Annotated in this window: 5 protein-coding genes; 4 read left to right on the top strand and 1 reads right to left on the bottom strand. The window is 45.2% G+C overall.

What is annotated here, in order from left to right:
* Positions 1 to 75: 75 nt before the first annotated feature.
* On the bottom strand, positions 76 to 1,668 hold the full coding sequence (gene purH, locus R7Q39_RS28110) for a bifunctional phosphoribosylaminoimidazolecarboxamide formyltransferase/IMP cyclohydrolase (RefSeq protein ID WP_017635551.1): 1,593 nt from the start codon (positions 1,666 to 1,668) through the stop codon (positions 76 to 78).
* Positions 1,669 to 1,933: 265 nt separating this feature from the next.
* On the opposite strand from purH, the gene zntR reads away from it, so the two are divergent.
* From zntR to R7Q39_RS28130, 4 genes are all read left to right on the top strand, one after another.
* Positions 1,934 to 2,332 carry a Zn(2+)-responsive transcriptional regulator gene (gene zntR, locus R7Q39_RS28115; protein WP_005382529.1) on the top strand — a complete coding sequence of 133 codons (399 nt, stop codon included), beginning with the start codon at positions 1,934 to 1,936 and terminating at the stop codon, positions 2,330 to 2,332.
* A 163-nt stretch (positions 2,333 to 2,495) separates the two neighbouring features.
* Positions 2,496 to 4,058, top strand: a complete 1,563-nt coding sequence (gene cadC / locus R7Q39_RS28120; RefSeq protein ID WP_005382530.1) for a lysine decarboxylation/transport transcriptional activator CadC — start codon at positions 2,496 to 2,498, stop codon at positions 4,056 to 4,058.
* A 703-nt stretch (positions 4,059 to 4,761) separates the two neighbouring features.
* The gene (gene cadB / locus R7Q39_RS28125; protein ID WP_017635552.1) at positions 4,762 to 6,105 is read left to right on the top strand and encodes a cadaverine/lysine antiporter; all 1,344 of its coding nucleotides are present in this window, start codon (positions 4,762 to 4,764) and stop codon (positions 6,103 to 6,105) included.
* Positions 6,106 to 6,222: 117 nt separating this feature from the next.
* Positions 6,223 to 8,358, top strand: coding sequence for a lysine decarboxylase CadA (locus R7Q39_RS28130; RefSeq protein WP_318077157.1), 2,136 nt, complete (start codon positions 6,223 to 6,225; stop codon positions 8,356 to 8,358).
* Positions 8,359 to 8,965: the final 607 nt, after the last annotated feature.

Raw genomic sequence — 8,965 nt, forward strand, 5'->3', positions numbered from 1 at the left:
TGAGCATAGTATGCTATGTGATTAGGATAAGTGAACGCCGTCAACGCAGTTATCGTCCCAGTGAAGACGAGAGGATTAGTGGCGGAAGTGACGCATACCGGTAAAGATCATCGCCATGCCGTGTTCGTCTGCTGCTGCAATAACTTCGTCATCACGCATAGAACCACCTGGTTGGATAACACACTTGATGCCCGCTTCTGCAGCCGCGTCGATACCGTCACGGAATGGGAAGAATGCATCTGATGCCATTACACAACCTTCAACCTGTAGACCTTCGTCTGCAGCTTTGATGCCTGCGATTTTCGCAGAGTAAACGCGGCTCATTTGGCCAGCACCTACACCGATAGTCATGTCGCTTTTCGAGTAAACGATCGCGTTAGATTTCACGTATTTCGCTACTTTCCAGCAGAACAGTGCATCTTTTAGCTCTTCTTCTGTTGGCTGGCGCTTAGAAACCACTTTTAGGTCGTCTAGGCTTACCATGCCTTGGTCGCGGTCTTGAACCAGTAGACCGCCATTCACGCGTTTCACGTCAAAGCCAGTTGTCTTCGTTGTCCATTCGCCACACTCAAGTAGACGTACGTTCTTCTTCGCGGCAACCACTTCAATCGCTTCAGCAGAAACAGAAGGTGCGATGATCACTTCAACGAATTGACGCTCAACAATAGCGGTTGCTGTTTCAGCATCCAGTTCTTGGTTGAATGCAATGATGCCGCCGAATGCAGATGTTGGGTCAGTTTGGTAAGCACGGTTGTACGCTTCTAGGATGTCTTTACCTAGAGCAACACCGCATGGGTTTGCGTGTTTTACGATTACACATGCTGGCTCGTTGAACTCTTTCACACATTCAAGCGCTGCGTCCGTGTCTGCGATGTTGTTGTAAGAAAGGGCTTTACCTTGGATTTGGCGAGCAGTAGAAACGGATGCTTCTTGTTGGTTTGCTTCAACGTAGAATGCGGCTGCTTGGTGGCTGTTCTCACCGTAGCGCATGTCTTGCTTCTTCTCGAACTGTTGGTTGAACGTACGAGGGAATTTGCTCTCTTCATCACCGTCTTTGTTCTCACCGTAAGATGGAACCATAGTGCCGAAGTAGTTTGCGATCATGCCGTCGTAAGATGCTGTGTGCTCGAATGCTGCGATAGCTAGGTCGAAACGAGTTTCGAGAGTGAGAGATTTGTCGTTTGCGTCCATCTCTGTAATTACGCGGCCGTAATCACCTGCATTAACAACGATAGTCACGTCTTTGTGGTTTTTCGCTGCAGAACGAACCATTGTTGGGCCGCCGATATCGATGTTTTCAACAGCGTCGGCTAGTGTACAGCCTTCTTTGGCAACGGTTTCTGCGAATGGGTATAGGTTTACGACAACCATATCGATAGGGTTGATGCCGTGCTTTTCCATCACGTCATCATCTTGGCCACGACGACCAAGCACACCACCGTGAACTTTTGGGTGAAGCGTTTTAACGCGGCCGTCCATCATTTCTGGGAAACCAGTGTAGTCAGAGACTTCGGTTACGGCGATGCCTTGTTCGGCAAGTAGGCGAGCTGTACCACCAGTAGATAGGATATCGACACCGCGCTCAGCAAGAGCTTGCGCAAACTCAACAATACCTGTTTTGTCTGATACGCTGATAAGCGCACGGCGAATAGGACGAGCGTTATTCATGCTTCCATTTTCCTCAAATTCACGGAGTTAAAGATGTTTGCCAAAAATGAACTTGTTTTTACCTCTTGGGGTAAAATATTGGCCAGTTTTGGTAAAGACCTTTGCAGGGTGTTTTCTGATTAGAAAACAGTCTCCACATTTGATGGCGCGTATTCTAACCAATTTATTACAAAAAAGCTCGCGCAATCGTTTGGCATCTCAAAAATAATTGCAAAAAAGTCGTTCTTTAGCTTTAAAAGTAACGAGATAGTTAATAGGGAAAGTTATGTTTCAGATAGGTGAACTGGCAAAACGTTGTGGTGTGACTGCCGATACATTGCGTTTCTACGAGAAAAACGCGCTAATAAAACCCGCAGGGCGAAGCGAATCAGGCTACCGCTTGTATGATGAAGAGAATCAAAAGCAGGTGCACTTTATCCTCAAAGGTAAAGATCTTGGCTTGAGTCTGGATGAAATTAAAGACCTGTTAGAAATTAAGTTAGAAGCGACAGAACACAGCTGTGCAGAGGTAAAAGCCATTACTTCTGCTAAGTTAGAGCTGATTGATGGGAAAATTAACGAGCTGACGAAAATTCGCCGAGCTTTGAAGAAGATTAATGATGCTTGTTGTGGTCATACAGACGATGACGCCACACATTGCTCTATCCTTGCAGCACTTGAGTAGTCTCATTCTTGAATCACTTAACTTAAGTTTGCATTTTTGGCGACTTGCTTTTCTAGGTACACGCTGCTTTCCCACCTATAATCTTGCCTTTAGTTACTTGTAGGAATCGACCATTGTCTGATTCCTACCGTAACGCTGTCTGTAGATACGAGAGTTTTCATACATGGTTGGAGTCTATTTTCAAATCAATGACTGGGTTTTGAGCGTTGATGAAAATAAGCTGTATCGACAAGATAGGGAAGTTACTGTTGAGCCACGCTTAATTAATCTTTTGCACTTCTTAGCGGAGCATGCGAATGAGGTGTTCAACCGCGAGGAATTGATTCAGTACGTTTGGGCTGGAGCGATTGTGACCGATCAAGTGGTGACTCAATCCATCTTTGAGTTGCGTAAGCTACTACGTGACGGTCGAGAGGAAAATACCAACTACGTTATCACGGTGCCCAAGCGTGGCTATAAGCTGGTAGCGAACGTGGTTACTATGACGCATGAAGAGTTTGTCACAAGTCGGCAAAATGAAGAGATCCCACCTTCGGTTGAAGAATCGGAAGAGGATTGTCTACCTATAGCACCAGCCGTTACCTTTCCAGCAGGTCCTCTAACTCGCGCGGTCTGCGAGATGTCAAAAGAGAAAAAAGCCCCTCAGAGCAAAAACAAAATCAGTCCTTGGCGATTGGGAATTATGAACTTCATCTGGATCAGTATGTTGGTCGTAGTGATGGGCGTGTTTACCTACAAGCAATCGGAAGTGCGTATTACCCAAGCCATCGATACCCATCTGATTGAGTTCAAGTTTCAAGATAATTTTACGAATGAAGGATTAAGCTACGATTTGGCAGACGGATTCGCCCAAAAGTTGATGTCCGACATTGCTCAAGTCAGTGATTACCGAGTCATGCTAAAGAAGGCGTCGTTTACTTCTGGCATTGTGCCTGGTAAATCGGTTGTGGTGAGAGTTCGTGAGAATGACGGTGGCAGCTTTTTAGAGGTGGAATATCGCAATAACTCATCTGAGAAAGTGTTGTTTAGTCGTCAATACGCGTTAACCAGTAGTCATTTAAAGACAGTGCTTCAACAAGCGTCGTTGGATTTGATGCAAGTGCTGAAAGTGTCGGATGCCAAATTGAAATCTACGATGCTGGTGGCGGGAATGCCAATGAATCCCGACGCGTTGGAGTTGTTTGTTCAGGCTAACCATTACCTTAATGTCTCTGATACTAAACAATTCCGCCAAGGTATCGACTTGATGGAAAACATTTTAGAAATCGAGCCGGATAATGCTTACGTTCAAGCTGAGTTGTTGATTGCTTACCATGTACAAAAGGCACTTGATTTCTCACAGGAGTTGAAGAAAGGGCGAATGCAGCAGCTCAGTGAAGCACTAGAGACTAATGTGAAAATGATGGTGGGGCCAATTCAACCGCGAATTTATGAAGCTTTAGCACTGCACGAAACCATCATTGGTGACATGGCGTTAGCCAAGCGGCATCTCGGACAGGCATTGAGGTTACGTGATTCAGTGCTTTCCTATGTGATTCGCGGTAAGCACGCCGAATTGGATGGTGATCTGGATTTAGCCAGTGAGTCTTACAGTGAAGCTTTCTATATTGATACGTCGGTTGAGACGTACCTGCTGTGCGAAAACTTGGTCTTCCCAAGTAACATGAAGGCGATTGATTACGCCATGTATCGCGCCGTTCACCCTTCTGTCGTTCGAATGCTTTAATTCTCTCGGACTCAACGTCAGCCTAATGCTAGCCCCTCATTTCGATGAGGGGCTTTTTTGTCGCTGTCGAAAAGTGAAAAGGGTGGGGCGGTGGGGCAATGACTTACGAAGGAGCTAACAACGCAAGCTTGCAACGGGAATACATACCCGCTTTGCTTCTCTATCTCTATCTCTATCTCTATCTCTATCTCTATCTCTATCTCTATCTCTATCTCTATCTCTATCTCTATTGATTGTATGAAGTGTCTGGATTAGTTATGTGGCGAGAATGATTTTGGTGCCTTCTTGCATGCGAGATGAATATTGACTTGGGTCAAGAAGCGCGATCAGGGAGAGATTTATGGAATCAACACTTCAGGGAATTAACCCTTCGGGATGGGGAAGTTGATAGAGGTTGATAACTTTTATCGCGATGACCAACGAGTTGATGAGAGTTTATCTATCGGTAGAAGGTTTGATGTTTTTCTTGTAACTGTATGAATAATATAGTTTTATGTTTTTGTGTTTATCATGTTTATCTCAACTTGATGTTGATGAACTAATCATTTTATTGATAACACCAAGTTTATTTTTTTCCCGATTTTTGGGCGTAGTCTTCACTTCGAAATTTAGCGAGGTCGAGAAGGTTCCTCCTCATAGCATCTCGCTAATAACCATTCAGTTTGAGTCATGTTGACTCGAGTAGAATAGATTTGGAGATGTTATGTCATCGAATGCGAAAAAAATCGGCCTTATTGCCTGTACGGGTGTCGTAGCCGGTAACATGATGGGTAGTGGTATTGCACTATTACCTTCTAGTCTTGCCTCTGTAGGCTCTGTTTCAATCTTCAGTTGGCTGATCTGTTTGGTCGGTGCACTGAGTCTGGCGTTCGTTTACGCTCGTCTGGCAACCAAAAACCCACAAGAAGGTGGTCCTATCGCTTATGCTGGCGAAGTGTCTCCGGTATTTGGTTTCCAAACGGGCGTTCTTTATTACCACGCGAACTGGATTGGTAACCTGGCTATTGCCATTACAGGTGTTTCTTACCTTTCAGTATTCTTCCCTGTGCTTAATAACCCAATTCCAGCAGGTATTGCGACGATTGCATCGGTATGGATCTTCACTTTCGTCAACCTACTTGGTGGTAGCTGGGTAAGCCGTCTATGTACGCTTGGTTTAGTTCTTATCCTTATCCCAGTTGTTGGTACAGCTGCATTTGGTTGGACGCACTTCGATACTGCGCTTTACAGCCAAAACTGGAACGTATCAGCAGGCACTGACAGCCACGCGGTAGTAACAGCGGTTCTTATCTGTCTATGGTCATTCGTAGGTGTGGAATCAGCAGCGGTATCGACGGGTATGGTAGAAAACCCTAAACGTACTGTACCACTAGCAACTATGTTAGGTACTGGTATCGCAGGTGTGATTTACATCCTATCAACTCAAATGATCAGCGGCATGTTCCCAGCGTCAGAAGTTGCGGCATCAGGTGCGCCATTTGCATTGGCAACCACTGAGCTATTCGGTAGCTGGACTGCACCATTCGTATCAGCATTCACAGCACTAGCATGTTTCACTTCGCTAGGTTCTTGGATGATGCTGGTGGGCGAGGCTGGTAAACGTGCAGCAAGCGATGGCAACTTCCCTAAAATCTACGGCGAAACTGACAAAAACGGTGTGCCTAAGAAAGGTCTAATCCTTGCGTCAATCAAGATGACTGCACTGATGGTTGTACTGATGTTCTTCAGCTCTAAAACAGCACACGCATCAGACCTGTTCAACCAGCTAACGACTGACGCAGTTCTACTAACAATGCTGCCTTACTTCTACTCAAGCATTAACTTGATTCGCTTCGAAGGTATGACAACACGCAACGGCTTCGTAATGCTGTTCTCTGGTGTGGCTTGTCTGTTCTGCTTCATCGCACTAGCAGGTGCAGAGGGCGGTACGCTAACAGCAACCTTCATCGTGTCTCTAGTTATCTTGATGTTCTACAGCAAAAAAGCAGGTCTTGCTCAGTACGTGAAAATGCACGCTGAAGACATGCCTGCCCAAGCAAGCAACTAATCCCCAAAACGCTGGCACTACGGTGCCAGCCCATAAAACCCAAATTCACGCGGCGCTCACCTTACTCATTGCCTGTAAATGGCAAAGAGCGCCCTCATTCGCCTTGGAGATGTCCAAATGAATATATTCGCTATCTTGAACCACATGGGTGTGTTCTTTAAAGAAGAGCCAGTTCGTCAACTTCACGCTGCTCTTGAGAAAGCGGGCTACGAAGTGGTTTACCCAGTAGATGATAAAGACTTGATCAAAATGATTGAGATGAACCCACGCATTTGCGGTGTGTTGTTCGACTGGGATAAATACTCACTTGAGCTATGTGAACGTATCAGCCAAATCAACGAAAAACTGCCTGTTCACGCATTTGCTAACGAACAGTCTACTCTAGACATTTCACTAACAGACCTACGTCTAAACGTGAGCTTCTTCGAGTACGCTTTAGGTATGGCTGACGACATCGCTATCAAAATCAACCAAGCGACTGAGGCATACAAAGATGCCATCATGCCTCCATTCACTAAAGCGCTATTCAAATACGTAGAAGAAGGTAAATACACCTTCTGTACTCCAGGTCACATGGGCGGTACTGCATTCCAGAAAAGCCCTGCTGGTAGCATCTTCTACGATTTTTACGGTCCAAACACATTCAAAGCGGACGTATCAATCTCAATGCCTGAACTAGGTTCTCTACTAGACCACTCAGGTCCACATAAAGATGCAGAAGAATACATCGCACGCACATTCAATGCAGACAGCTCGTACATCGTAACTAACGGTACGTCTACATCGAACAAAATCGTTGGTATGTACTCAGCACCTGCTGGCAGCACAGTACTGATTGACCGTAACTGTCACAAATCTCTGACTCACCTAATGATGATGAGCGACGTGACACCAATCTACTTCCGCCCAACTCGTAACGCATACGGCATCCTTGGTGGTATTCCACAAAGCGAATTCAGCCGCGATGTCATTGCAGAGAAAGTGGCGAAAACACCAGGTGCAACAGCACCAACTTACGCAGTAGTGACTAACTCAACTTACGATGGCTTGCTGTACAACACACAATTCATCAAAGAGTCGCTAGATTGTAAACACATCCACTTCGACAGTGCTTGGGTGCCTTACACTAACTTCAACCCAATTTACGAAGGTAAATGTGGTATGAGTGGTGAAGCGATGCCAGGCAAAGTGTTCTACGAAACACAATCAACACACAAACTGTTGGCTGCGTTCTCACAAGCTTCAATGATTCATGTGAAAGGCGACTTTGATAAAGAATCTTTCAACGAAGCATTCATGATGCACACTTCAACTTCACCTCAGTACGGCATTGTTGCTTCTACTGAAACTGCAGCGGCAATGATGCGCGGCAACACTGGTAAGAAGTTGATGCAAGACTCTATCGATCGCGCAATCCGCTTCCGTAAAGAGATCAAACGTCTAGAAGCAGAAAGCGACAGCTGGTTCTTCGATGTATGGCAACCAGAAAACATCAATACCACGGAATGTTGGAAACTAGACCCTAGCGACACATGGCACGGCTTCAAGAACATGGATGACAACCACATGTATCTTGACCCAATCAAAGTAACGCTACTGACTCCGGGGATGAATAAAGAAGGCGAACTAGAAGAATCAGGTATTCCTGCTTCGCTGGTGGCTAAATTCCTAGACGAGCGCGGCATCGTGGTAGAGAAAACAGGTCCATACAACTTGTTGTTCCTATTCTCAATCGGTATCGACAAATCAAAAGCAATGCAATTGCTACGCGGCCTAACTGAATTTAAACGTGGCTACGACTTGAACTTAACCATCAAGAGCTTCCTACCTTCACTATACAACGAAGACCCAAGCTTCTATGAAGGCATGCGTGTTCAAGAACTAGCACAAGCGATTCATGACCTAACTAAGAAATATAACCTACCTGAGCTAATGTACAAAGCGTTCGATGTACTTCCAGAAATGAAAGTAACACCACACGCAGCATGGCAAGAAGAGCTTCGTGGCAACATCGAAGAAATCAAACTGGAAGAAATGGTTGGCCGCGTAAGTGCGAACATGATCCTTCCTTACCCTCCAGGTGTGCCACTAGTACTTCCTGGTGAAATGGTGACTCAAGAGTCTCGCCCTGTGCTGGACTTCCTAGAGATGCTTTGTGAGATCGGTGCGCATTACCCAGGTTTCGAAACCGACATCCACGGTCTATACCAACAAAAAGATGGTAGCTACACCGTAAAAGTATTGAAGAACTAAGTTCCTCTCGAAGATGACGCTATTGGGAATGCAAGCATGCTCCACTCTTACGAGCTCAATGCGTCATCGAACAATAACGGCATTTAGATATACCCCTAACTATTCTGTCGTAAAGAGAAGGGCAAGGATGCTCTGATCTTTTCTTCTATATATAGAAGAAACACTTTTCCAAGACTTCACCTGAAGTACCCCAAATAAAAAGCAAAGACCAAAAGAGCAGTTCGTCATCGTTCTGCTCTTTTTTTCGTCTTTATATAGATAGAAAGAGAAAAAAGAACCAAGAGAGATAAGATCAGCAATCAAAATCACAAAGAAATCGGCGATCTTTTAATGCAGAAGTCAGGTGTTTCATCATGAAAAGATCCTCTGCAACCCGAAATATTAGACAAGATCGTTGAGTATCCATGCAGAATGCTTGTTATTTGTTCGGTTGAAAGTTTTTTTGCAAAAAACGCTTGTGCTAATTTCTCAACCCCCTATACTGCGCATCCACCGACACGGAGTGAGACGAAAGTCACACAGCGAGTCGGGAAGAGAGAAAAAAGAATTTGAAAAAAATGCTTGACTCTCTCACGGTGTGAAGTAAGATACGCACCCCTAACGACGA

Origin of the sequence: Vibrio sp. 947 (assembly GCF_033339115.1) — a bacterium.
GTDB classification, from domain to species: domain Bacteria; phylum Pseudomonadota; class Gammaproteobacteria; order Enterobacterales; family Vibrionaceae; genus Vibrio; species Vibrio alginolyticus.